This is a genomic window from Niallia sp. FSL W8-0635, assembly GCF_038007965.1.
In the GTDB taxonomy this organism is placed as follows: domain Bacteria; phylum Bacillota; class Bacilli; order Bacillales; family Cytobacillaceae; genus Niallia.
In genome coordinates, this window is sequence record NZ_JBBOYD010000001.1 from 2,241,593 (window position 1) to 2,266,656 (window position 25,064).

At 34.2% G+C, this 25,064-nt stretch carries 21 protein-coding genes; 18 read left to right on the forward strand and 3 right to left on the reverse strand.

Features of this window, described 5'->3' with window-relative positions:
- Nucleotides 1-8 precede the first annotated feature (8 nt).
- The 4 genes from NYE52_RS10750 (at nt 9) to NYE52_RS10765 (ending at nt 6,035) form a co-directional block, all read left to right on the forward strand.
- On the forward strand, nt 9-302 hold the full coding sequence (locus NYE52_RS10750) for a transposase (RefSeq protein WP_341193051.1): 294 nt from the start codon (nt 9-11) through the stop codon (nt 300-302).
- Nucleotides 299-1,189, forward strand: coding sequence for an IS3 family transposase (locus NYE52_RS10755; protein WP_341193052.1), 891 nt, complete (start codon nt 299-301; stop codon nt 1,187-1,189). Before NYE52_RS10750 ends, NYE52_RS10755 begins: the two co-directional genes overlap by 4 nt.
- A gap of 1,287 nt (nt 1,190-2,476) precedes the next feature.
- Complete coding sequence (locus NYE52_RS10760) at nt 2,477-4,231, forward strand: ABC transporter transmembrane domain-containing protein (protein WP_341193053.1); 1,755 nt, start codon at nt 2,477-2,479, stop codon at nt 4,229-4,231.
- Nucleotides 4,224-6,035 (forward strand): ABC transporter ATP-binding protein, encoded by a 1,812-nt coding sequence (locus NYE52_RS10765; protein WP_341193054.1) that lies wholly within the window; start codon nt 4,224-4,226, stop codon nt 6,033-6,035. Before NYE52_RS10760 ends, NYE52_RS10765 begins: the two co-directional genes overlap by 8 nt.
- 68 nt (nt 6,036-6,103) lie before the next feature.
- Here the strand turns inward: NYE52_RS10765 and NYE52_RS10770 are convergent, their stop codons facing one another.
- Nucleotides 6,104-6,304, reverse strand: a complete 201-nt coding sequence (locus NYE52_RS10770; protein ID WP_341193055.1) for an aspartyl-phosphate phosphatase Spo0E family protein — start codon at nt 6,302-6,304, stop codon at nt 6,104-6,106.
- A 282-nt stretch (nt 6,305-6,586) separates the two neighbouring features.
- Here NYE52_RS10770 and NYE52_RS10775 point away from each other — a divergent pair, with 282 nt between their 5' ends.
- From NYE52_RS10775 to NYE52_RS10790, 4 genes are all read left to right on the forward strand, one after another.
- Nucleotides 6,587-7,291 carry a cytochrome c biogenesis CcdA family protein gene (locus NYE52_RS10775; RefSeq protein WP_341193056.1) on the forward strand — a complete coding sequence of 235 codons (705 nt, stop codon included), beginning with the start codon at nt 6,587-6,589 and terminating at the stop codon, nt 7,289-7,291.
- A gap of 212 nt (nt 7,292-7,503) precedes the next feature.
- Nucleotides 7,504-7,863 carry a response regulator gene (locus NYE52_RS10780; protein ID WP_341193057.1) on the forward strand — a complete coding sequence of 120 codons (360 nt, stop codon included), beginning with the start codon at nt 7,504-7,506 and terminating at the stop codon, nt 7,861-7,863.
- Between the two features lie 157 nt (nt 7,864-8,020).
- Entirely contained in the window at nt 8,021-8,494 is a 474-nt protein-coding gene (locus tag NYE52_RS10785; protein WP_341193058.1) for a CcdC family protein, read from the forward strand.
- Nucleotides 8,495-8,797: 303 nt separating this feature from the next.
- Complete coding sequence (locus NYE52_RS10790) at nt 8,798-10,486, forward strand: methyl-accepting chemotaxis protein (protein WP_341193059.1); 1,689 nt, start codon at nt 8,798-8,800, stop codon at nt 10,484-10,486.
- Nucleotides 10,487-10,604: 118 nt separating this feature from the next.
- On the opposite strand, the gene NYE52_RS10795 is transcribed toward NYE52_RS10790, so the two are convergent.
- The gene (locus NYE52_RS10795; protein WP_341193060.1) at nt 10,605-10,868 is read right to left on the reverse strand and encodes a phage holin family protein; all 264 of its coding nucleotides are present in this window, start codon (nt 10,866-10,868) and stop codon (nt 10,605-10,607) included.
- 206 nt (nt 10,869-11,074) lie between these two features.
- Between NYE52_RS10795 and NYE52_RS10800 the strand changes: the two genes are divergently transcribed.
- From NYE52_RS10800 to NYE52_RS10830, 7 genes are all read left to right on the forward strand, one after another.
- Nucleotides 11,075-11,296, forward strand: coding sequence for a DUF1659 domain-containing protein (locus NYE52_RS10800; RefSeq protein WP_341193061.1), 222 nt, complete (start codon nt 11,075-11,077; stop codon nt 11,294-11,296).
- A gap of 66 nt (nt 11,297-11,362) precedes the next feature.
- Complete coding sequence (locus NYE52_RS10805; protein WP_341193062.1) at nt 11,363-11,578, forward strand: DUF2922 domain-containing protein; 216 nt, start codon at nt 11,363-11,365, stop codon at nt 11,576-11,578.
- A 105-nt stretch (nt 11,579-11,683) separates the two neighbouring features.
- Complete coding sequence (locus NYE52_RS10810) at nt 11,684-11,821, forward strand: YvrJ family protein (RefSeq protein WP_341193063.1); 138 nt, start codon at nt 11,684-11,686, stop codon at nt 11,819-11,821.
- A gap of 226 nt (nt 11,822-12,047) precedes the next feature.
- Nucleotides 12,048-12,251, forward strand: coding sequence for a cold-shock protein (locus NYE52_RS10815; protein WP_341193064.1), 204 nt, complete (start codon nt 12,048-12,050; stop codon nt 12,249-12,251).
- 308 nt (nt 12,252-12,559) lie between these two features.
- The gene (locus NYE52_RS10820; RefSeq protein ID WP_341193065.1) at nt 12,560-13,705 is read left to right on the forward strand and encodes an exonuclease SbcCD subunit D; all 1,146 of its coding nucleotides are present in this window, start codon (nt 12,560-12,562) and stop codon (nt 13,703-13,705) included.
- Nucleotides 13,702-16,842 (forward strand): AAA family ATPase, encoded by a 3,141-nt coding sequence (locus NYE52_RS10825; protein WP_341193066.1) that lies wholly within the window; start codon nt 13,702-13,704, stop codon nt 16,840-16,842. Before NYE52_RS10820 ends, NYE52_RS10825 begins: the two co-directional genes overlap by 4 nt.
- A gap of 185 nt (nt 16,843-17,027) precedes the next feature.
- Nucleotides 17,028-17,573 carry a M15 family metallopeptidase gene (locus tag NYE52_RS10830; protein ID WP_445669107.1) on the forward strand — a complete coding sequence of 182 codons (546 nt, stop codon included), beginning with the start codon at nt 17,028-17,030 and terminating at the stop codon, nt 17,571-17,573.
- Nucleotides 17,574-17,623: 50 nt separating this feature from the next.
- Here NYE52_RS10830 and NYE52_RS10835 read toward each other — a convergent pair whose 3' ends face one another.
- Nucleotides 17,624-18,670, reverse strand: coding sequence for a M42 family metallopeptidase (locus NYE52_RS10835; protein ID WP_341193067.1), 1,047 nt, complete (start codon nt 18,668-18,670; stop codon nt 17,624-17,626).
- 479 nt (nt 18,671-19,149) lie between these two features.
- Here NYE52_RS10835 and NYE52_RS10840 point away from each other — a divergent pair, with 479 nt between their 5' ends.
- From NYE52_RS10840 to helD, 3 genes are all read left to right on the forward strand, one after another.
- Entirely contained in the window at nt 19,150-21,111 is a 1,962-nt protein-coding gene (locus NYE52_RS10840; RefSeq protein ID WP_341193068.1) for an LTA synthase family protein, read from the forward strand.
- 192 nt (nt 21,112-21,303) lie between these two features.
- Nucleotides 21,304-22,554, forward strand: coding sequence for an MFS transporter (locus NYE52_RS10845; protein ID WP_341193069.1), 1,251 nt, complete (start codon nt 21,304-21,306; stop codon nt 22,552-22,554).
- A gap of 198 nt (nt 22,555-22,752) precedes the next feature.
- Nucleotides 22,753-25,059 (forward strand): RNA polymerase recycling motor HelD, encoded by a 2,307-nt coding sequence (gene helD, locus NYE52_RS10850; RefSeq protein ID WP_341193070.1) that lies wholly within the window; start codon nt 22,753-22,755, stop codon nt 25,057-25,059.
- The last annotated feature ends 5 nt before the right edge of the window (nt 25,060-25,064 follow it).

Consider the following 25,064-nt stretch of genomic DNA (forward strand, 5'->3'; position numbering starts at 1 on the left):
GTGTTCATATGGGAAAGCATCATTCAAAAGAGTATAAAGACTATGTTGTAAAGTTAATTGTGGAGGAAGGGAGGAAAGCTTCTGAAGTATCCTATGAACTTGAGTTATCACCTAAAACAGTAAGCCGTTGGGTCTCCGATTACAAGGCGAAAATAAGGGGTGGACAGAGTACGGAAAGTTATCTAACCCCTACCGAACTTGAAAAATTAAAAAAGCAACACGAGAAAGAATTACAAGCTTTGAAAGAGGAGAATGAAATCTTAAAAAAGGCCATGCACATCTTCACAAAAAACCAAGCGTGATTTATATATTTATCCTAGCCCACTCTGATGAACACGTAGTGGCGAAGATGTGCGAAGTGCTGAAAGTATCATCAAGTGGCTATTATAAATGGTTGAATAAGCAGGATCAGCTTCCATCTGAAAAAGAAGCCTATCGTCTAGAGATTAAGCAAAAAATCAGTAAATCTTTTCATGAGAGTTATGGTACGTATGGAAGTCCGAGAGTACATGCCGACTTAATGGAGTGGGGCTATACGATTTCCCAAAAGACTGTTGCACGCTTGATGAAAGAATTGGGGTTAACTGCGACGCCGAAAGAAAAATATATGGTGACGACTGATTCTAAACATGATCTCCCTATCTCTCCTAACTTGTTAAACCGTCAATTTAACGTGGAGAAACCCAATAAAGTATGGGTAACGGACATTACGTATATTTGGACGCTAGAAGGATGGGTTTATTTATCATTTGTTATGGACTTGTTTTCGCGGAAAATCGTTGGCTGGAGTCTTGCTCCCCACATGAAAAAAGAACTAACTATACAAGCATTAAATAGAGCGATTATCTCTAGGCAGCCAGGAAAAGGGGTAATTCACCATTCTGACCGAGGTTCTCAGTATTGTTCTAATGAATATATCAATATTTTAAAAGAGGAAGAAATGAAAATTAGTATGAGTCGAAAAGGGAATCCCTACGATAATGCTTGTATTGAATCGTTTCATGCTTCGATTAAGAAAGATTTTATTTATAGAAGGCGCTTTAAAACGAAGGAAGAAGCTATAAAAGCGATAAATCACTATATTAGTAGTTTTTATAATGAAAGGCGAAAGCACTCTACTCTGGGGAAACAATCACCGAATCAATTTGAGAGAAACAACTGGAAAGAGGAAGTTACCACTGTCTCATAATTTGGACATTCGGTGTTAGAAATGATCAGTCATGCCTTTCGAGTGATCATTTCTAACACCCCACCAAACGAAGTGCGGTAGTGTTTTTGGTTTTAAATGTCTCAAATTTTAGTGTCCACTTTCTTGACAGAAGACCAAAGGCATCCCATTTTGAGATGCCTTTTAATTGGAAGAAATAAGAGAGAATACATAAAATGTAGAGTACTGAGAGAGAAATGAAAAGGAAACTATTTTTGGCAAATCAATGGACATAGAAACAAATTTGGTATGAAGTGCTGTTTTGAGTACAAATTTTAATAAACTGTTCAATAAAATGCCCTCATCTGATAACAGCATATGGATCCGAGAGCTCTGATAATAGACGGAAAAATTCCGCTTATTTAGTAATTAATAAGAAAAAGGGCTGAAATAGACGGAGCGATTCCGGCTATTGGCTCGAAATCTTCATAAATAGGTGATTTTGCTGTGTAGAAGCGGAAAAGATTCCCTTATTTTCTCCAAAACCAGCTCCATTCTGCATTTAACCGGAAAAACTCCGCTAATTTTATTTTGCAGTTCTTCTATAAAGGAAAAAACACTCTATTTAAAAGAACGATGAACCATATCCCCTTTATACTCCTAATAAAGAAACTCCACAATTACTAAGACCGTTTCCCCTTTTTATCTACCAATAAAGATGCCAATACAATAGTCGATTCAGTGCATATTTAAAAATAGGAATCGTCTTTCATTTCCCCGGAAACCGCAAGATATAACAAAATACTATCTATTTCGCAAAAATAAATCTTAATGATTTGCATTTTGCTGGAATCATTATATTGCTGAGTAAAGAATACCATTTAGAATTGAATTTCCTATATGACCTTATTCAAAATCTATTCCTATTTCGAACCTGTGACCAGAATCAACAACTTCTAAGGTGGAATATAAAAGTGTGAATAAATGATATATAAATAGAATAAGGAGCAAAAATAGTCAAATAACTATTTTACCACCTATTGACAATAACCATTGACAAGTATTAAAATAGATTATAGAACGTTTGTTCGCGTTAGGGTGGTTTCACTCAAATTATTATAGTGAACAATAAAAAAGATATTCAAAACAAACTCTATTTAGTTAAAGAAGTTTAATAAAAGTACTATCAATAAAGAAAAATAAATATTTATACTCCATTAAATATTTTGAAAATATAATAAAATCCCTTCCTTGTTCCTACATATTTTGCTAAACTAATGAAGGGTATTTTTACATAATTAGTTTCCACAGATAAGAGGTGTATATGGTTTGAAAGTTTTTTTCGATTTGAAATGGTATTTTATGCAGGAGAAGAAAGCGTACTTTGGAGGGATTATCCTGTTGATTTTCGTTGCTGTATTGCAGCTTATTCCTCCAAGGGTTGTTGGGATTGTAGTGGACCATATTCAGGGTAGAACATTGAATTGGACCATTTTATTGCAGTGGCTCGGAATACTAGTAGTCTCAGCTATAGCTATGTATGTGCTCCGCTATTATTGGCGGGTCATGATATTTGGATCAGCTGTGAAGCTCGGCAAATTATTGAGAAATCAATTATACAGTCATTTTACGAAAATGTCTCAATCCTTTTATCAGCGAAATCGAACAGGGGACTTAATGGCCCATGCGACGAATGATATTCAAGCGATTCAGCAGACTGCAGGACAGGGAGTTCTTACGCTAGTCGATTCGTTAGCAACAGGAGGATTTGTGATTATTGCAATGGCGACAACCATTAGTTGGAAACTAACACTTATTTGTTTGTTACCAATGCCATTAATGGCAATATTAACTAGCTATTATGGTTCTTTAATACATAAATATTTTCATCAGGCACAGGCTGCTTTTTCTTCTTTAAATGACAAGACACAAGAAAGTATTTCGGGTATAAAGGTATTAAAAACATTTGGGCAAGAAAAAGAAGATATCGAGGATTTTCGCAAGTCATCCCTTGATATAGTGGATAAAAATATAAAAGTTGCGCGAGTGGATGCGTTATATGATCCAACTATCACAATTATTGTTAGCATATCCTTCTTTTTAGCGATTGTTTTTGGTTCTCGTTATGTAATTAATGGAGAATTAAGCTTAGGACAGCTCGTTTCCTTTACTACTTATCTTGGACTTCTGATTTGGCCAATGCTGGCATTTGGTTGGCTCTTTAATATTATGGAAAGAGGAAGAGCTTCCTATGATCGTGTTACCGCATTGCTAGAAACAAAGGTTGATATTATCAATCAGCCAATACCTATCAAAACCCATCTAGCTGGAGATATTGTCTATGATTTAAAATATTTTTCCTATAACAATAAAGTAGATGTTCTTCAAGATATTCATTTTCGGTTAAAGCGTGGGCAGACACTTGGAATCGTTGGAAAAACAGGAGCTGGGAAAACGACACTCTTAAAATTATTATTTAGAGAATATGACCAATATGAAGGAAAGATTATGATTAACGGTACTGAAATTAAAGAAATAGACTTAGATACCTTAAGAGGTACGATTGGCTATGTGCCACAGGAGCATTTTCTTTTTTCGGCTAGTGTCAAAGAAAATATCGCATTTACTAATCCAAAAGCTTCGGATTCAGCTATTCATCAGGCGGCAGTATTAGCAAATATTCACGAGGATATTCTTCTGTTTACAGATGGATATGACACCGTAGTTGGAGAACGAGGGGTTTCTTTATCTGGGGGACAAAAACAGCGGATTTCGATCGCGAGAGCCCTTCTTATGAATCCGGAAATTCTTATTCTAGATGATTCACTTTCCGCAGTGGATGCAAAAACCGAAGAAAGTATACTTTCTGCCTTGAGGGAAAATCGGGAAGGGAAAACAACAATCATCACTTCCCATCGATTAAGTGCTATTGAACATGCAGACCTTATCATTGTATTAGATGAAGGGCGAATTATTCAAAGTGGGGACCATCAAAAGCTTGTAAAGGAAACTGGATGGTATAAAGAAATGTATCATCGCCAAGCTTTAGAAGTAATGGTCAGCATGGGGGATACAAATGGATAAGACAATTAAACTGACGAGTGAGCAGCAGAGAAAAGTATTATATCGTTTATTAGGATATATAAAGCCACATAAAAAAGCAGTAATGATTGCTTTCGGTCTTTTACTTTTATCGACATTGGGAGAATTAGCAGGACCATATTTAATTAAAATTTTTATTGATGATTATTTAACACCAAGAAATTTAGAAGTACAGCCATTGATGGTATTAGGAGTTACCTATATTCTCATTCAAATCATGAATGTGGTAATTATGTACTTTCAATTGTTTAAGTTTCAGGAAATAGCTTTATATATTATCCAACAGCTCCGAGTGGATATATTTTCGAAGATTCATACACTTGGCCTGCGATATTTTGACAAAATACCGGCAGGAAGCACTGTTTCGAGAGTCACTAATGATACAGAAGCTATTAAAGATATGTTTGTGAGCGTTCTTGCAACCTTTATCCAAAGTGGGTTTATGATTTTTGGAATTATTATTGCGATGTTTGTTTTAAATGTAAAGCTTGGTGCGATTTGTCTAATTTTACTGCCGATACTAGGATATATCATTTATACGTATCGAAAGTATAGTGCAAGTTTTTATCAGGATATTAGAGAACGATTAAGCCAATTAAATGCAAAGCTTAGTGAATCTTTACAGGGAATGAATATCATTCAAGTATTCAGACAGGAAAAAAGATTAAAGCGTGAATTTGATGATATTAATACAAAGCACTATAATGCTGGAATGCGAAATATAAAGCTTGAAGGCTTATTGCTTAGACCTGCCATTGATCTTGTGTATGTTTTAGGTCTTATGCTTGTTTTAAGTTATTTTGGAATTTCTTCTTTTACAAATCCAATTGAAATAGGTGTTTTATACGCATTTGTAAGTTATTTAGATCGCTTTTTCGAGCCAGTTAATAATATGATGATGCGGTTATCTCTTTATCAGCAAGCGATTGTATCAGCGTTTCGTGTGTTCACCGTTTTGGACGAAGAGGATATAGAGCCATCTCTTGTTCCAACTAGTAAAAATAAAATCGAAAATGGTGTTATTGAATTCAAAGATGTTACTTTTTCCTATGATGGCAAACAAGATGTTTTAAAAAATATCTCCTTTACTGCAAGAGAAGGGGAAACGGTGGCATTAGTAGGTCATACTGGAAGTGGAAAAAGCTCGATTGTTAACCTGCTTATGAGGTTTTATGATTTTGGAAAAGGGGATATTTTGATTGATGGAAAATCCCTAAAATCATTTAGCAAGATGGAGCTGCGTGAAAGAATGGGGCTCGTTCTTCAAGATCCGTTTCTCTTTTACGGAACAGTAAAGGATAATATTCGTCTATATAATAAGGAAGTAAGTGATGAAGAAATAGTAGAAGCGGCTAAATTTGTGCAAGCCAATTTGTTTATAGAAAAATTAGAGGATCAATATAATCATAAAGTGGTGGAAAGAGGTTCTGCGTTTTCTAGTGGTCAACGCCAGCTTATTGCATTCGCAAGAACGATTTTAACCAATCCAAAAGTTTTAATATTGGATGAAGCAACTGCCAACATTGATACTGAAACAGAAGAGGCTATTCAGTTTGCGCTATCTAAAATGCGTAAGGGGCGAACAACGATTGCAATAGCGCATCGTCTTTCTACTATACAAGATGCAGATTTAATTCTCGTACTTCATAAAGGGGCAATTGTAGAAAGAGGAACACATCAACAATTGCTACAGCAAAAGGGATTATATTATAAAATGTATCTTCTTCAAAATGGAGCAGCCGACTCTATTGAAGAAACAGTGGAGCATCAAATAGAGCATTCCTAAATAGCTAAAAACCCGAAGATCAATCCGCGCCATTTGCGGTTGGTTTCGGGTTTTTGTTCGTTATTTTTCTAAATATTCCATTGCTCTTTCGTTTTTCGAAAGCTATGAAATTCTTTTTTTACGTTCATTTCATTATATTTATTTAGTAATACATCCAATTCTTGACTGCATATAATGGCTGAGGAAGATGAAAAACCATGTTTCATAGCAATTTCAATTAGCTCTGTGCGCTTTAATTCAATTTGAGTTAGCAATTGCTTTTTTAGCATGGTTGATTGTCCTTTCTCTAATACGAGTAATATAGCACATTATGTTATTATCCCACTCTTAAGCTTCAATAAGACTTTCATCTCTTTGTGTATGGAATTCGAGAATGATTGGTGGGAGGTTAACTATCTATCAGTGGAGAATGATGGGAAATCCACCACTAATGGAAATTATATTTGTTTAATTATATCTATTTTTGGAAGTAAATGCAAAATATAACGCAAATACATAAAAGGATGGAACAAGCATATAGTTAATAAAATGGCAAAAAGGAGAGAGAAATAGTGGTAGATTTAAACTTATTTATTGCTTTAGGTGCAGGTTTTTTAAGCTTTATTTCTCCATGCTGTTTACCATTATATCCAGCTTATTTATCCTATATTACTGGTATGTCGACTGGGCAGCTAGAAGAGGGAAGTATGAATAAAAATGCTAGCTTTCTTCATACACTATTATTTCTTTTAGGATTTTCAATTATTTTCATTGCACTTGGTTTTGGTTCCTCTTTAATAGGGACCTATTTTAAAGCATATCACGAAGAAATAAGAAAAATTGGTTCTATCCTTATTATCTTCTTTGGTCTCATGATTGTTGGAGTTTTAAAGCCTAAATGGATGATGAGAGAATACCGTTTTTCCTTTAAGACAAGGCCAACAGGATTTCTAGGCTCCTTTTTAATTGGGTTAAGCTTCGCTGCTGGATGGACACCGTGTAACGGACCTATTCTAGCAACGGTTTTATCTTTAGCAAGTCTTCATCCAGAGACAAGCTTGCTCTATTTAGGAGGGTATATTCTTGGCTTTGCACTTCCATTTATCCTCTTATCTTTTTTTATTTCTCATTTGAACAAGCTAAAGAAGTATAGTGTATGGTGGATGAAATTTGGTGGTTATTGTATGATTGCAATGGGAATATTGTTATATGTAGATGGGATGAAATGGTTAACACGAGTTATTTCACCAATTTTTGGAGACTTTCAAGGTTTTTAATAATAACGCCTTGATGTATAATGAGAGAAAAGAGTTAAGTTAGAAATTTACATCGTAATAGGAAATCTTAGTTAAATACTTGCCATAGTTTGTTATATTTTATAACAAAATAGATTGAAATTATCTTGAAGTTTCGCTATATTGAAATAAGCGTTATGTAATGCATTTTTATTAATAGATATTGTTTTTTTGGTTGTTGAGGAGGAAGTAAGATGGCTCGAATATTGATTGTGGATGATGCAAAGTTTATGAGAATGACTCTCTCAAATATTTTAACTAGATCCAGTCATGAAGTAGTTGGTGAGGCTGAAAACGGAAAGGAAGCAGTAAGAATGTATCGTGAATTAGATCCGGATTTAGTCACCATGGATATTACCATGCCAGAAATGAGTGGATTAGACGCTGTCAAAGAAATAAAGAATGAATTCCCTCTGGCAAAAATTATTATGTGTTCTGCAATGGGACAACAAAAAATGGTAGTAGAAGCAATTGAAGCTGGTGCAAAGGATTTTATCGTGAAGCCTTTTGATGACACACGCGTATTAGATGCAATAAATAGAGTTTTAAAATAATTTATGAAGAAAAGGATATGATTTTTTCGTATCCGTTTTTTTGCCTGTAAATACATAGATAGATGTACTTATAAAAAATGGACAAGCGTTTAATCTTGATGGTAAGATTAAAAGTATTGTAATGTTTAAGATAAAAGGTTAGTAAAGGGGTTTTTCTATGACTTCTGTCATAATTTCAACATGTATCGCAGTGTTTATGGGTGTCTTTTTTATGATTATGAGAATGAAAGCGGCTACGAAGCCTGTTTCAGCTAAGAAAATTATTCTTCCACCATTTTTTATGAGTACGGGTGCTCTCATGTTTGTTTTTCCTTATTTTCGTATTACGGGACAGGAAATGATAGAAGCAGCTATTGCTGGAGTATTATTCTCGTTTCTATTAATTAAAACAACGAAATTTGAAATCAAGGAACGAGATATATATTTAATTAATTCGAAAGCATTTATCTTTATCTTATTTGGTCTATTAGCAATCCGAATGGTTGCTAAATTTATATTAAGTAAATCTGTTGATGTTGGACCATTGGGTGGCATGTTTTGGATGCTAGCTTTCTGTATGATTGTACCTTGGCGAATTGCAATGTTTATCCGTTACAAGAAATTAGCAAAAAATTTAAGCACTGTACAATAGGTTAATAAAGTAAAGACTAGTTGGAAACAAGGACCGATTTTCAGCTAGTCTTTTTTATGCTGTATTTTAATAGATAGTTGCTTTTGAATAGGATGTAAATTATCCAGCTCCCGGATAATTGCTATTAGAGCGCGAAAATATTTTTTTGCTGGAAATGTTTAACTGGTGAAAAAACTTTTTTTACTGAAAATGGACTAGTAAATAAGTCTTATTTACTAGTATAATAGGAGAATAATTATATAAATGAAATAGATATTCTCTTTCATTTATATGTTAACTGGTTGATTGAGAAGGGAGAACGATATGAGATTTACAATCACAAAAAAATTGGGGTTAGGTTTTCTTTTAGTCATTATATGTATTTTATTAATTGCTACTCTCTCCAATACACAAATCGCAAAGGTAGATAAAAACTATTCAGATGTGATTGACCAGCAAGTAAATAAGGTAATCATCTTGAAAAATATGAAAATTAATATGCTGCTTCAATCGGATGGAATAAATGGTTATTTACTTACAGGCGAAACTTCCTATCTAACGAATTATGATAGTAGTTCTAAAAGACTGGTTAACGATTTTGACACGTTAAAAAGCATGAATAACGATTCTACTAGCAAAGAACTTTTCGAGAGCATTCAAAAGCTTCAGGGAGAATTTTTAATTCTTGGCGATAAAGCAGTGCAAGAAAAGATATTAGAAAATGAAGAAAATTATCTCGATTTAATTAATCAGTCAAATGATATCCGTACAGAATTTAGTAATGAAACAGATCAGTTGATTAAATACGAAGAAACAAAAATGAGTGAGATTAGAGAAAAGGTTGCTAGCGAAACAAAGATTTATATATATATAGTAATTGCAATAAGTGCTTTTGCAATGATATCGGCAATCTTACTAGCAGTTTGGATTAGTAGGACGATAGCAAGAGGAATGAAAGAATCTTCTTCCATAATAAAAAAAGTAAGTGAAGGGGATCTTACAAAGCAAGAAATAAAAGGAAAAAGAAATGATGAATTTGGAGAAATGGTCCGCTCATTGGGGAAAATGAATGATGAACTTGGCGTAATAATCCAAGAAGTTAGAGATACAGCGATTATAGTTACTACTAACAGTGTGGAAATGGAGAAAAGCGCCAAACAAACAGCGGTAGTTGCGGAACATGTTTCTAGTATTTCAGAAAAGTCAGTAGCACAAGTAGAAAGTCAAATGAATCAATTTCAATTTGCTGTTGAAAATTATGATTTAATGAATAAAAGCATGGAGGAGATTACAGAACGTAGCTTCAACATGAAAGAAAAAATGACAGGTGCAATGGAAAAGGCCAAAGATGGAAATCGTTCCATTGATGACGTGGTATTTAAAATGAAGGACATCAGTCATTCTGTTGAAGATTCTTCTGTTATTATCAAAATGCTTGAAGAAAAGTCAGCAGAAATTAAACAAATTGCAGAATTAATAACGAATGTAGCAGAACAGACAAATCTATTAGCATTGAATGCAGCAATTGAGGCTGCAAGAGCAGGGGAACATGGAAAAGGATTTTCTGTTGTTGCCGACGAAGTGAGAAAGCTTGCAGAAGAAAGTAGTAATTCTGCTCATTTAATTCAGAATGTAACAGATAGTATTCAAAAGGAAATAAGCCTTGCTGTTAACGGGATGAATAAGACTAATTTGATTGTAAGTGAAGGGCTAGAGGAAACGGAAAAAACGAGTGTTGCTTTCATGGAAATTCTCCAATCTATTGCCACTGTATCAGAAAATGTAGTAGAAGTAACAAAAGAGATTGAAGAGGTATCATTGAATAGCAAAGAAATGAAAAAGATTATGGAAAATGTCCATAAAATTTCGTCCGAAAGCATTTCCTTTACTCAAGAAACATCTGCAGCAACAGAGGAACAGTTAGCATCGATGACTGAAATGACAGATTCAGCTAAAAAGCTGTCAGAAATTGCGTCTAAGCTTCAGAAATCGGTATCCCACTTTACTTTATAATGAAAAATAGAAGAGTCGATTATTCTTTTGTACAAGCATAAGAAGGATCGACTCTTTTTTAGTGTGGTAATAGCAATAACCATGTAGCATCCTTCTTCCATCTATCTATCGGATAAAGCTATTTTGATACATTCTTTTGAATCGTTTGTTTTGCAAGTTGGTGTCCGAAGACAGATACACCAGCAGCAATAATCCCATTTGTAACCGCTTCAAAGTTTAGTCCATATGCAAAAGTAGCTAATAATATAGAAGCTAGGAGAAGAATCCAAATGATGGACCAATCTGGAATAATGGGCGTTTGTTTAAGGGCATAGCCTATAATCCATAGAACCGGTACTAATATATAATAATGATCAAGTAAAAAAGACTGTAACCATTCCACAGCATTTTTTCCCTCCCTTTTTCCTATATAGCTAACATATGCTTAAAAAAGAAATGTGTTTGTTTGCATAACCATGTTCTCCTTAATTAAAATCCATATTTTAAATAAAGCCAAATGATGGGATAAAATACTCAATGAGAATTTTTCGTGAAACTGTCCTTTTCTATCTCTTCCTTCTATTTAATAAACGAAAGGAGGTGATACAAATGGCAGAAGCGATTTGGAATGAAGCTAGTGTTAAATTAATGTTTCTAAATGGTCTGAAAGAGAACGGCGATCCAAATTACATTACAAAGACGTTTAAAAATGTAAAACAAGCAGCAACCCCTGATCAAATGTTATTAGTAGCGGAAGGGTTAGCTTCCCTTGTGACCCATTCTTTATATTCTGTAGAAAGAAGTGATACGACAGAAATTATAAAGTCATAATAGCTATCGTGGTCATGCTAAGAAATCTAGTAAATAAAATAATCGAAGAGGAAGGGAGGATTGAAAATGGCGAAAACGTTAGAATTAACTTTCGAAACGAGTAATGGAAAATCAACAAAAATTTCCCTTGAAAGTCCGATTGAACCAGTAAATTCCGAACAAGTTTTAACTGTCATGCAAAGTATTATTTCGGCTAATGCGTTAACTAGTACGAATGGAGATTTAGTGGCCGTTAAAGGAATACGCCTCGTCGAAAGAAATGTGACAGATTATGAGTTTTAAGAAATAAAAGGAAATTCTCTATTAAATATTTGCTTTGGGGCTAGTGGTATTCATACTATTAGTCTCCAAGCAATAAGATAGAAATTCTATTAGGAGGAGTTTATAATGGAAGAGATGATATCATTTATAAGCCAGGTAGGATTTCCAATTGTCATCAGCTTTTATTTGCTGAATCGAATTGAAACAAAACTGGATATAATGATTAAATCGATTCAAAGCTTACCAGAATTAATCAAAAAATAGAGTTCTAAGTTACTAGTAATTTTTAATTATCGGAAAAATGAAAGGGTTTTCTATTGACAATAATATCTAAAAATGTTAAATTTACATTAACCGTTATTAACGTATTTAGTATGTTATTTATTGATCGACTACTATTGTTTGAGAGATTAATAGTCTAATGCTTATGCGCTGAAAATGGTAATTAAAAGATGAAGCTAGCAAAGCTTTTTTAGGAGGATTTTTTCACATGAAAAACGGTAAAGTTAAATGGTTTAACGCAGAAAAAGGATTTGGTTTTATTGAAGCGGAAGATGGAAATGATGTATTCGTTCACTATTCAGCGATTCAAGTGGAAGGCTTTAAATCTTTAGAAGAAGGCCAAGACGTTTCATTTGAAGTAGTTGAAGGTGCTCGTGGACCTCAAGCTGCTAACGTTACTAAAGTACAATAATAGCAATTCCTCATATATAAAAGGTCAGACCATAATAAAGGTCTGGCCTTTTTCATCTACCTCCTTACTTTTTAACTAATCTATCAGAATTAAATCCCATCTATTATATTAATAGAAATAATTGGTTTACTGCTTCGGTCATTCCTACTCGTATGAAATGTTTGTTATAATATTAGAATACATGCAACTTATAAATAGAGTTGAGAAATAGATGTGGCCTAAAGGATTACTTTATTTGAAATGAATAATTGTACAATAATTTAAGTGAATGCATTCTTTTTTTAATGAATTATAGAGGTGAAAAAATAGTGAAATTTATTCATACTGCCGATTGGCATTTAGGAAAATTAGTGCATGGATTATACATGACAGAAGATCAACGTTTTATGCTTAAACAATTTATGGAGCTAGTAGAAAAAGAAAAGCCTGATGCTGTCATTATAGCAGGTGATTTATACGATCGCTCTATTCCGCCAACAGATGCTGTTAATTTACTTGATGAGGTCTTATATTTTATCAATGTGGAGTTAAATACACCGATTCTTGCTATCTCTGGAAACCATGATAGTGCAGAACGATTATCTTTTGGAAGTTCTTGGTATCAGAAAAATCAATTTTATTTAAATGGAAAAATCGAAAATAGTTTTTCGCCTGTGTCTTTAGCTGGAGTTAATTTTTTCTTAGTACCCTATTGTGAACCTGTAGTAGTCAGGAAAATGTTAGAGGATGATACGATACTTAATCATCATGATGCAATGAAGGCGATTGTTGGTAAGATTGAAAATAATTTGCAAACGAATGAACCAAATGTATTGATCGGTCATAGTTTTGTTCTTGGCGGCAAAACATCTGATTCGGAACGGATATTATCTGTTGGAGGGACAGGCTGTGTTGGAGCGGAATTGTTTGATGCCTTTTCTTATACAGCATTAGGCCATTTACATAGCCCGGATGCAATTAATCATGAAAAAGTGAAATATTCTGGTTCCTTAATGAAATATTCTTTTTCCGAAGCGAAGCAAAAGAAGTCTGTGTCGATTATTGAAATGGATGAAAAAGGAAACTTTGCACAAAGATATCATGCACTGACACCACAAAAAGATATGAGAGAGTTAGAGGGTCATTTAGAAGAGCTACTAGATGTTTCCTTTTATCAGCAGCAAAAAGTCGATGATTATTTGAAAATAACCTTGCTTGATGAAGGCGCGATAATTGATCCGATACAAAAGTTAAGACAAGTCTATCCAAATGTTCTCCATTTAGAAAGAAAAATAGAAAATAAAGATCGGAAAGAAAAATCTATCTTACAAGTTCAAAAGGAAGTACAGAAAAATGAGCTTGAATTATTTGCATCCTTTTATGAAGAAATGACGACAGCTTCTTTTTCTGAGGATAAAAAAGACTGGATGACGGGTGTAATTAATCAGGTGTTACGAGAGGAGGGGCAAAAATGAGACCTTTAAAGCTTACCATGCAGGCGTTTGGACCTTATGCCCATAAAGAAGTCATTGATTTCACTGTTTTAGGGAATCGGACGATGTTTGTTATCTCTGGTAAAACAGGTTCAGGAAAAACAACGATTTTTGATGGAATTAGCTATGCCATTTACGGTAAAGCAAGTGGGGAAGATCGAAATGGTCAAGAATTAAGAAGTCAGTTTGCAGACGATTCTTTGTTAACAGAAGTTAGTTTTGAATTTAAATTAAAAGAAAAACGTTATTTAATTATCCGTTCTCCACAGCAAGAAAAGAAAAAAGAAAGAGGAGATGGATTTACGACAATTGGAGCGAAAGCGGAGCTCTTTACCTTTGATGAAGATGGGAAGGAATTACTCGTTGCCTCGTCGGTTCGTGATGTGGATGAAAAAGTGAAGGAAATCATGCAAATAGACAGCAATCAGTTCCGACAAATCCTCATGATTCCACAAGGGGAATTTCGCAGATTGCTTACCTCTGACAGTAAAGAAAAAGAAAATATCTTGCAGCGGTTATTCCATACAGAAATGTATAAACGTATAGAAGAGCGATTAAAGGAACAAGCACAAGGTCTAAAAAAAGAGGTCGAACAAAAGACATTATTACGCAACAATGCATTAACTAAGATAGCTGCAGTGTTTCATAAGGACTTAATAGCATTAATCGAACAAGGAAGCGACAATGATGTTGCTATTCTCCCGCTATTAGAACAAGAAATAGAGTTAATGGATGAAGAGATAAAAAAATTACAGACAAAGCTCGAACATAAAAATAAAGAACGGGATGTAATTAGACAGCATTTATATGAAGCAGAATCTATTTTAAAGCAAATGAAGCTAAAAGAAGATCTTTCTGCAAGGTTAAAAGAATTGGAAAGTCAAAAAAAGGATTACACAGAAACAGAAACGAAAATCGATTTGGCACAAAAAGCTGCTCTTCTTGCACAGCAAGAGGAAATTTGCCACCATTTAAAAAGACAAATCGATGATAGCAAAGCAGAAGAAAAGCTGCTTCGTTCTACTTTAGAAACGATTCAAGCACAGCTAATCGAAGCGGAACAACAATACAAGGAAGAAGTAGAAAAGGAAGAGGAACGCAAACAATTAGCTAATTACCTTGTTGAATTAAAAAACATGGAAAAGGATGTTCTCCAATATGCAGAGGTGGAAGGGGAGCTTCTCCAATTAAAACAATCCATGGAAACACATGCTTCCCAGCAAGAAACACTTCAAAAACAACGAAAAGAAAAAGAAATTACTATTCAAACATATAAAGAACGGATAAAGCAATTAGATGGAATGAAGGAAATGCTTCTAGAAAATAAAGACAAGATTCGAAATCTGCAATCCATATTAGAGCGAATAAACGATTATATGGAAGTGACGGATACTAGCATGAAACGGAAGGCTGATGCCAAAACAAAGAAACAGATGCTAGACAATGTAGTAAAAAGATTGGAAGATGCAAAAGCATTAGTAGAAAATCTGGAGAATAAGTGGATTACCAATCAATCGGTTATGTTGGCGACAAGCTTAAAGACTGATGAAGCTTGCCCAGTTTGCGGAAGTGTACATCACCCGGATCCTGCGACCAATTTATTTCATGACGATGATTTCTCAGAAGAGGATCGCAAAAGTGCAAAAAAAGATCTTGAAATGATAGAGAAGGAAAAAACGATAGCAGAAACTGCTTGGCTCGAAGCAAATACGCAATGGAAATGGTTAGCCGAGGATGCGCAGAATAAGCTGAAAAAGGTCATCGATATCTATCCTTCGTTTACGGAAGAGGATTGCTCGGTAGTAGCAAATACAATTCAAAGTCAACTACAGGAATTAAGCCTTGAACAAAAGAAATTAGCGATGCAAACAGCAGAGATGGAAAAAATAAAGCAATCGCTAACAGATGTTGAGGTGCAATTACAGGAAGTGCACGCACAGCTTGATAAAATAGCTGAAGGAATGGCAAAAACTTCTATTGCATATACAGAGCAAAACACGACGTTGAAAAAAATGAAAGAAACGATTCCATCTGATTTACGAGAATTATCTAAGTATAAAAAAGTATGGCAAGAAAGCTCTCTTCGATTAGAAAAAATGGAGGCTCGCTTTAAATTTGCACAAGAAAAGCTACAAAGTACAAAAGAAAAATGGCAAAAAGAGTCGGTTCGTTTAGAAAGTCTCGAAAAACAAATCAAACAGTTATCTGACAACTTACAGGCAGAGAGAGAGATTTTCCTAGATAGAATGGCAAAGCAAGGTTTTCCAACCTATCGAGCTTATGCAGAAAGTAAACTACAGGATCAAGAAGTGGAAAAGCTAAAAGCTGCTGTCCAAGCTTATCGAGAAGAGTGTCGTTCTGTTTCTGATCGATTACAGGATTTAGAAGAGGCGCTAAAGGATATAACTGTACCAAATATGGAGGAACTACAAAAACAGTTAAGCCTTATTGTGGAAGAAGCAAGTAGATTCCAACAAGAACATACGAATATGCTCATAAAGCAAAAAGATAACAAGGAAATTCAACATCAGGTAGTAGAAATAAATAAGAAAGTCAAAGAGTTAGAAAATCAATTTAAGCTTGTTGGGCATTTATATGATATTTCTAGAGGGCAAAACTCCCAAAGAATTACATTTGAACGTTATGTTCTCGCATCATTTTTAGATGAAATTTTACTTCAAGCAAATAGTAGACTGAAAAAAATGACGAGTGGAAGATATAAACTGGTCCGAAAAAGTGACCGGTCAAAAGGAAATGTGCAAAGTGGCTTAGAATTACTCGTATTCGATCAGTACACGGGACAAGAAAGACATGTTAAAACATTGTCAGGCGGAGAAAGTTTTAAAGCAGCACTATCATTGGCTTTAGGTCTAAGTGATGTGGTGCAAAATTTTGCTGGTGGTATCTCACTGGAAACAATGTTTATCGATGAAGGCTTCGGAACATTAGACCCAGAGTCATTAGATCAAGCAATTGAAACACTGATGGATATCCAAAACTCAGGACGATTAGTCGGCGTCATTTCCCATGTTCCTGAATTGAAAGACCGAATGGAAGTAAGGCTAGAGGTAATCGCTGGACAAACAGGAAGTACTACTCGCTTTGAATATATACAGTAAGCCTATTTAGAGGGGCATTCCTTATTAGGTCCCTAAAAAGTAACTAGAGTTCTACGAAAAAAGAAAACATGATAAAGAGCTTGTCCTTGATAAAAATAGTTTATCCAAAACCGTACCGGATACAGCTTAAATTACCATTTAAATACTATAGCAAAAAAACAACATCAGAAACTGGGAGCATTATTTTGCGGAAAAAAAGAAAGAAGACTGGGAGAGCTATTTTAATTTTTTTAATTTTTATCTTTATTCTTCTATTATATTGGAAACTAAATGAACCTGAGCCAGACTACAGTAATGTGCCATTGCCTACTGAATTGAATCCGATTGTAAAGGAGAAGAAAGATACTCTTGTACAAAAGGCTGGAGATATTGGAATTCGTATAGTGATTACAGAGGATTTTAGAAGTGTAGAAGAACAAAACCGTCTATATGAGCAAGGAAGAACGACAGAAGGTTCGATTGTAACCAATGCAAAGGGCGGCGAGTCTTATCATAATTATGGGCTAGCAATAGATTTTGCTCTATTAGATATTAATGGTGTAGTCATCTGGGATATGAATTATGATGGCAATGGAAATAGCAAAAGTGATTGGATGGAAGTCGTAGACATTGCAAAAGCTTTAGGCTTTCAATGGGGTGGGGACTGGGTTAACTTTAAGGATTATCCCCATTTTCAAATGGATTTTGGCCTAACCATTCAAGATTTACAAAAGGGAAAAAGACCAGAATAATAAAAAGGAGGATGACTCAAAATAATGTCATTCTCCTTTTTGTTAAAATTTCAAACTAATTCACTAAGTAAATAATGATAAATCAATTTCCCTGTCGCTTCAACAGAAGTAAAATGGGTACGCTCATATGCATGAGAGGAATCGATACCAGGACCAATTAGAGCATGCTTGATATCATGACCAGAGCGAATGGCCGCAGATGCATCGGATCCATAGTATGGATAAATATCTAGTTGATATGGAACCTCATGTTTATCCGCTAATTGGACAAGATGTTTTCTTAAAGCATAATGATACGGACCGCTGGCATCCTTCACACAGATGGATACAGTATATTCATCGGTCGATTGTCCGTCTCCCATTGCTCCCATATCCACAGCCATATATTCAACTGTTTCTACTGGAATATTTGAATTTCCGCCATAGCCAATTTCCTCGTTGTTAGAAAGAAGGAAGTTTGTAGTATATGGTAATTCAATATTGTTTTCTTTTATCTTTTTCATTAATAATAAGAGAATCGCCACACTCGCTTTATCATCTAAATGCCTTGATTTAATGAAGCCAGAAGGAGTAATCTCTACACGAGGATAGAAGGAAACAAAGTCTCCAACGGCAATGCCTAGATTTTTCACATCTTCTTGATTCTTGACGATTTCGTCTATGCGAACTTCCATATTGGCTTGATTACGCTCAGCAGTTTTAGCTTCTTTATACACATGAACAGAGGCTTGGTGAAGAAGGATGGTTCCTGTATATGTCTTACCAGTAGAAGTTTCAATCAAACAATTTTCTCCTTCAATACTGTTGTATGTAAAGCCGCCAATTAAGTCCAAGCGTAATCTGCCGTTCGGTTTAATTTCTTTAACCATTGCCCCAAGTGTATCGACATGAGCAGTAAGCATGCGCTGCTTGTCTGTAATTTTGCCAGGAATGGTCGCAATCAATCCTCCTTTGTTATTTTTATATGTAGGAATATTGGCTTCCTGTAAATATTTCTCCATCAATTGAATGATTGATTCTGTATTCCCTGATGGACTGGTGACATTTAGTAACTGCTCTAACACAGCTAAATATTCTTTTTGGTCAATATGTATCAAGTGAAATTCCTCCTTTTATTCTCCATTACATTATACTATTAAAAAAATGAATATTAAATATGCTTGTTCGCTGTTTTGCTTGCTTATGAACAGGGTAAAAAGAGAGGAATGTGAGTATTTACCATTTTCTTTTTAGAAAATATCTGCTAATATTCATTCTTGTCGAAAAAACGCAAAACCTGTTCTTTTGTCCCTTTTTTTCGTATAAATATAGATATTGCTGGAAATATACATTAATTTAATGTAAGATGTGATTAATTTGAAATCTACTTTATGTAAATTTTATTAATAGGAAGTAAAAGGAATAACCATTTTGAAATTGATGTGTTATAATTGATAACGTCATTTTCATTAACTGCTACTTCTTGAGAGGATGAACAAAAGGAAGGGCAGCAACATATGTAGATAAGGTAGCACTTTTTAAGGGAAAATAAACAAATTACTAAGAGATTGTAAATTTTGAATTGAGGTGAACGGGATTGAAAGGTACAGCGGAATTATTTCGTAAAATTTTATCAAAACATTCTTCTTTCTTTTTAATCGCCATATTTTTATTTTGGATGAAAACATATATTGGATATAAGGTAGAGTTTAGCATTGGTGTAGAAGGACCTATGCAGGAATTTCTATTATTTATTAATCCATTAAGCTCTGCACTGCTCTTTATCGGACTTGCTTTATTTGTTAAAGGGAAAGCACAGCCTGTGTATATTACAATTAATACGGCGTTAATGTCAGCATTATTATATGCAAACATTGTATATTATCGATTCTTTACAGACTTTATAACAGTTCCAGTTGTAATGCAGGTAAAAGTAAATGGTGGACAATTAAGTGACAGTATTTTATCGCTACTAAAACCATATGATATTCTTTATTTCCTAGATGTAATTATTTTAATCGTATTACTAGCAACAAAAGCGTATAAACCTACGATACAAAAGAATAGAAGAGCAGCAAAATCTGTTTTTGCGTTAGCTATTTTGACATTTGTTATTAACTTAGGTTTAGCAGAGGCAGATCGCCCGCAATTATTAAGTCGGTCATTTGATAGAAACTATTTAGTAAAATATTTAGGTGCTTATAACTTTACCGTATATGATATCGTGCAAAATGCTAGATCTGAAAGTCAAAGAGCATTAGCAGACAGCAGTGATATTACAGAAGTACAAAACTTCATAAGTGCTAATTACGCTGAGCCAAATGAGAAATACTTTGGAGCGGCTGAAGGTAAAAACGTTATTTACGTTTCATTGGAATCATTACAAAGCTTTATTATTAATTACGAATTAAATGGAGAAGAAGTAACGCCGTTTTTAAACTCATTAATTAAAGACGAAAATACATTTTATTTTGATAACTTCTTCCACCAGACAGGACAAGGGAAAACATCTGATGCAGAATTTATGATGGAAAATTCCTTATATGGAATGTCCCAAGGTGCTGTATTTGTAAACAAAGCGCAAAATACATTACAATCAGCCCCAGCGATTCTTAAAGGAGAAGGATACACTTCTGCTGCGTTCCATGGTAACTATAAGACTTTCTGGAATCGTAATGAAATGTATAAAACGATTGGATACGATTATTTCTTTGATGCTGATTACTATGATATGTCAGAAGAAAATACGAAAAACTATGGGATGAAGGACATTCCGTTCTTTGAACAAAGTATGCCTTTACTGGAAGGTTTAAAGCAACCATTCTATACGAAGTTTATTACTTTATCTAACCACCATCCATTCGAAATGGATGAAGGCGATACAGACTTCCCAGCAGGTGACTTTGGTGATAATGCAGTAAACCATTATTTCCAATCTGCTCATTATCTAGATGAATCAATCCGCTTATTCTTTGAAGACTTAAAGGAATCTGGATTATATGATAATACAGTTATCGTTATGTACGGTGACCACTATGGTATTTCAGAAAACCATAATAAAGCAATGGCACAAGTACTTGGTGAAGAAGAAGTAACACCATTTATGAACACGCAGTTACAACGTGTACCATTATTTATCCATGTACCAGGCGTAGAAGGAAATGTAGTAAGTAAATTTGGTGGCGAAGTAGATGTAATGCCAACATTAATGCATCTTCTAGGTATTGATACAAAGGAGTATTTACAAGTTGGTTCTGATTTACTTTCTGAACAACATCGCGAAACAGTTCCATTTAGAAATGGTGACTTTGTGTCTCCAACACTAACAAAGATTGGTGATAACTATTATAATGCTGATGGCGAGTTAGTTGATGCAGCAGAAGGTGCTGAGCAAGCAGAAGCAGCAGCTGCAGAATTACAAGCATCTGACAGCATTGTAATGAAAGATTTATTAAGATTCCATAAACCAAATGGATTCACACCGATTAACCGTGAGGATTATAATTATATAAAAGGAACGTCAACAACAACTGAAACTGAGGAATCAGTAGAAGAATAGAATGCATTAAAAAAATCTCTTTCCAATTGGAAAGAGATTTTTTTTGCTTATATAAAAGAGGCCTAAAAGTTCAAAAATATTTCATCAAATTCTTTTCAAAAAAGGCTTGCAGGTTGAGAAGTATGAGAGTATGATAACTATGAATATTTCAGAAATTGAAATAATTTTGATAAGAAAAAGGATGATATAGGAATGATAGAATCAGAACAGACGAATTCAGAAAATGAAAGGCTTAGCATCAAGAATGGAATTTACACAACGATAATATTGAACATCTCTAATAACTATTTTCCCCTCTTTGCAATAAGTGTTTTGGGAGCTACCAATTATCAAGTTGGATTAATTAGTTCACTTCCACAATTTATTGGAATGTTTGCGATGATTATTGGTTCATTGATCATTAATCGACTTCAGGAGAAGAAGATGTTTACCGTGTATTCTTTTTTAGCTGCAAGGCTTTTTTTAGTTGGTATTGCATTAGTCGTCTTTATACCTGATAAATATCAAGTAATCGTCTTTATTGTTTTGGTTGGACTCATGAATTTTCCTTTTTCCTTTGCGAATTTAAGTTGGCAGGCCTTTATTGGAGATATTATTCAAGAAGATAGACGAAGTGGTTTTTTTAGCACAAGAAATAAGATGATGACCTTAATTGGTATGATATCGACGTTCTTTATTGGTATATTTCTTCAGTTTTTTGATAAAGCAGATCCAATTCCTTATGTTGGTTTGTATTTCATTGCCTTTATATTTGGATTGCTGGAATTGTATTATTTAAAACAGCATGAAGAGCCGAAAATGAAAAAAATAACTAAAGAGAGTTCTTCCTTATTTGGTATTTCGGTCTTTAAAAATAAATCTTTTTTATATTTTATTATTAGTGCGTTGTTCTTTAATTTTGCGTGGCAAATGTGTTGGACTTTGTTTAGTATCTATCAAATAAAATATGCAGGAGCAACAGGGTTGTGGATTAGTTTATTTGCCGTTGCCAATTCGATAGGCCAAATTATCAGTTTTAAATGGTGGGCGAGAATGGCAGATAAGCATTCTAATGCAAAGATGCTTATTCTAGTATCAATCGGAATGGCGCTTGCACCATTTATAACCATTGTTTCAACCAATCTTGTTTTTCTTGTTATTACAAATATATTTACTGGATTGTTTGTATCCGGCACTGTTTTAATGCTGTTTAATCAATTGTTGGATGTGACCACAACGGAAAACCGCAGTATCTGTATATCGAATTATAATATTCTACTTGCCTTTGTTGCTTTTATCGCACCACAGTTTGGTGTCTTTCTCTTAGAAACAACAAATATATATACGGCTATGAATATTTCAGGTTTTTTAAGAGCATTTAGTGGAGTATTTTTCTTTTTTCTCTATTTATATTTAAAAAGAGGAGAAGGGGTTCCGTTCAAAAGAAAGATTGCAAAAGTATAATTAGACATAATAAATCCCATATCCGTAAAGGATATGGGATGTCTATTCTTATAATAGTGGAAAAACGATTGTAGATATGTTAAAATAAATGAATCTTTTAATGATGTCATTAAAATGAAAATAATTATAAATTATCTATTTTAATGATAACACATAATTATTCTGCTTGTCAAGATAATTGATTAGGGGTGGAAGGACATGAGTAATAAAGAAGCGGAAGATAAAGTCCAGGAACAAAACAGAATAGATTTTGTTCGAAAAGAAATAGATGAAAAGTTGAATTTAATGGAACAAGATATTCACAATATTGGCGGGGATGTTGGTCAATTACGCTCCACTTTTTGGGAAGATGTTACAGTGAACTTAGACGAACCTGATGATGTCATTGAAACATTTACAAGTATTAAACAGCAAGCAGAGCTGCTTGGAGAAAGAGAACGAACCTATGGGCAGATCCATCAACAACAAAAGGTTCTTCAAAAGCTGAAAGATTCTCCTTACTTTGGCAGAATTGATTTTGATGAAGAAGGAGAAGGAACAGAAGCAATATATATTGGGATTGCTTCTTTCATGGATAAACAGAATGAAGAGTTTTATATCTATGATTGGCGAGCGCCGATTTCCAGTGTTTATTATGATTATTCTCCAGGACCAGCATCATATCAAACGCCTGGTGGGAAAATTGATGGGGAATTATTATTAAAAAGACAATTTATCATTCGAGATGGGAAACTAATCAGTTTATTTGATACAGGGGTAACGATTGGCGATGAGTTATTGCTCGAAGTACTTGGCAATAATGCGAATTCCATGATGAAATCAATTGTTGCAACGATTCAAAAGGAACAGAATCAAATTATTCGCAATGAAAAAAGTAGATACTTACTTGTACAAGGAGTGGCTGGAAGTGGGAAAACATCTGCTGCATTGCAACGGGTAGCGTATTTGTTATACAAGCATCGTGATACATTGAAATCAGATAATATTATGCTATTTTCACCAAATCCACTATTTAATAGCTATGTGTCTACTGTCCTTCCGGAGCTTGGCGAAGAAAATATGCGCCAGTCCACTTTCTACGAATATTTACAATCACGGATTGGAAAATCGTATCAAGTAGAGGATTCTTTTTCTCAATTAGAATACTTGTTAACGGAAACGGACTCCGTTAAAAAGGAAAGTAGATTAAAAAGTATTCAATTTAAAAGTAGTGTGGAGTTTAAAAAGCTTATCGACGAGTATTTAGAAGTATTACATAAAGATGGTGTGGTATTCAAGGATATTGTTTTTCGTAACAAAGTGTTTATCTCCAGTGAAGAATTGATGAGAAAATTTTATGAAATAGATAGCCATATTTCCATCCCAAACCGTATGCACTTGCTAATTGAATGGGCCCAAAAAGAAATGAAAAAGCATGCAAAAGCGGAAAGAAAGCAAAGCTGGGTTGATGAGGAAATGGAGCTGATGGATAAAGAAGAGTATTTAGAAGCTTTTCATGCAGTTCAAAAAGAAGAAGACTTCGATTATTTCGACCAAGAGGAGAAGTTTTTGCGGAAAATTATTGTCAACAAGTATTTTAAGTCCATCTATTCTGCTGTTAAAAAATTACGATTTATTGATATGACTGCCATGTATAGAGGTGTTTTTGAATTAAGCTGTCCCAATGCATTAACAGAGGATGAATGGCGAAAAATTGGAGAGCAAACGATTGAAAACCTGCAAAAGAAAGTACTATCGTATGAAGATGGGACTCCTTTTGCTTATTTAAAGGATAAGCTGGAAGGGAAAAAATCAACTTCTGGTATTCGTCAGGTATTTATTGATGAAGCACAAGATTACTCCGATTTTCAAATTAATTACTTAAAAGAGCTATTCCCATATAGCAAAATGACACTACTTGGCGATATTAACCAAGCGATTTATGCCCATGAGCATAATGAGATAGTCGCAAATGGAGAACAAGAGGATGTTGAAAGTATTGTGTTAATGAAAAGCTATCGTTCGACCAAGGAAATTATTGAATTTACAAGAGGTCTTGCAGTAAACGGAGACGAGATTGAACCATTTAATCGCCATGGGGAAAAACCAAATGTAGTAAGTGTAGTTAATCCTACAAAGAAAATAGATGATTTATTAACACGAATCGAAGACTGGAAGGGGAACGGCTATAAAACGATTGCTATTATTTGTAAAACGATTAAAGAAAGCAGCGAAGTATACGAAATGCTTAAAGGAAAGCTAGACGTCCGTTTTATTCAAAAAGGGACGACATCCTATGAAAAAGGCATTTCTGTTATACCAGCATTTCTAGCTAAAGGAATAGAATTTGATGGAGTGATCCTTTATAATGTTTCAAACTATCAGGGAGAATTAGAAAAAGAATTGTTTTACACAGCTTGTACAAGAGCGATGCATGCATTATCCATGTATATAGAAGATGGAAAAATGAATCCATATTTTGAGCGGATAAAGGAAGATACGTATAAGTTGATTGAAGTAAAATAATATTT

What these genes read in the sequence shown, in the direction of transcription:
- NYE52_RS10790 (WP_341193059.1), top strand. Translation starts at nt 8,798, where the DNA reads ATGAGATTTACAATCACAAAAAAATTGGGGTTAGGTTTTCTTTTAGTC.
- NYE52_RS10770 (WP_341193055.1), bottom strand. Translation starts at nt 6,304, where the DNA reads ATGCTAAAAAAGCAATTGCTAACTCAAATTGAATTAAAGCGCACAGAG.
- NYE52_RS10810 (WP_341193063.1), top strand. Translation starts at nt 11,684, where the DNA reads ATGGAAGAGATGATATCATTTATAAGCCAGGTAGGATTTCCAATTGTC.
- NYE52_RS10750 (WP_341193051.1), top strand. Translation starts at nt 9, where the DNA reads ATGGGAAAGCATCATTCAAAAGAGTATAAAGACTATGTTGTAAAGTTA.
- NYE52_RS10780 (WP_341193057.1), top strand. Translation starts at nt 7,504, where the DNA reads ATGGCTCGAATATTGATTGTGGATGATGCAAAGTTTATGAGAATGACT.
- NYE52_RS10825 (WP_341193066.1), top strand. Translation starts at nt 13,702, where the DNA reads ATGAGACCTTTAAAGCTTACCATGCAGGCGTTTGGACCTTATGCCCAT.
- NYE52_RS10845 (WP_341193069.1), top strand. Translation starts at nt 21,304, where the DNA reads ATGATAGAATCAGAACAGACGAATTCAGAAAATGAAAGGCTTAGCATC.
- helD (WP_341193070.1), top strand. Translation starts at nt 22,753, where the DNA reads ATGAGTAATAAAGAAGCGGAAGATAAAGTCCAGGAACAAAACAGAATA.
- NYE52_RS10765 (WP_341193054.1), top strand. Translation starts at nt 4,224, where the DNA reads ATGGATAAGACAATTAAACTGACGAGTGAGCAGCAGAGAAAAGTATTA.
- NYE52_RS10805 (WP_341193062.1), top strand. Translation starts at nt 11,363, where the DNA reads ATGGCGAAAACGTTAGAATTAACTTTCGAAACGAGTAATGGAAAATCA.
- NYE52_RS10800 (WP_341193061.1), top strand. Translation starts at nt 11,075, where the DNA reads ATGGCAGAAGCGATTTGGAATGAAGCTAGTGTTAAATTAATGTTTCTA.
- NYE52_RS10815 (WP_341193064.1), top strand. Translation starts at nt 12,048, where the DNA reads ATGAAAAACGGTAAAGTTAAATGGTTTAACGCAGAAAAAGGATTTGGT.
- NYE52_RS10785 (WP_341193058.1), top strand. Translation starts at nt 8,021, where the DNA reads ATGACTTCTGTCATAATTTCAACATGTATCGCAGTGTTTATGGGTGTC.